Source organism: Terrabacter sp. Ter38, from assembly GCF_024519435.1.
Classification (GTDB): Bacteria; Actinomycetota; Actinomycetes; order Actinomycetales; family Dermatophilaceae; genus Terrabacter.
In genome coordinates this window covers 1-413 of sequence record NZ_JALJRZ010000032.1, presented here as the reverse complement: position 1 = coordinate 413, position 413 = coordinate 1, and the positions used below count along the sequence as shown (strand labels likewise).

The 413-nt window shown below is 54.2% G+C and carries 1 protein-coding gene; it reads left to right on the top strand.

Annotated features, from left to right (window positions below; translation table 11 throughout):
• Nucleotides 1-413, top strand: a 413-nt coding sequence (locus tag NR112_RS23290; RefSeq protein WP_256796469.1) for a hypothetical protein, incomplete at both ends; no start/stop codon positions are given.

The following is a 413-nucleotide window of genomic DNA, read 5'->3' as shown; positions in this document are numbered from 1 at the left end:
GGAGAGAGGGGAGGGAAGGGAAGGGGGAAGGGAGGAGAAGGAGGAAAAGGGAAGAGGAGAGGAGGGAAAGGGGAAAGGAAAGAGGAGAGAGAGAGGGAGAGGGGGGGAAGAGGGAAGGGGAGAGGGGAGAAGAGGGAAGAAAGAGAGGAGAAGAGGAAGAAAGGGAGGGAAGAAAAGGGAAGGGGAGGGAAAGGAGAGGGAAAAAAGAAGGAAGGAGAGGAAAGAGGGAAGAGAGGAGAAAAGGGAGAGAGGGAAAAGGAAAAAGAGAAGGGGGAAAGGAAGAGGAAGAGGAAGGGAAGGGAGAAAAGGGAGAAGAAGAGGAGAGAGAAGGAGGAAGAGGGGGAAGGGGGGAAGGAGAAAGGAAGGAAATGGAAGAGAGGAGAAGAGAGAACATCCGTCACTTCGCCCGGACG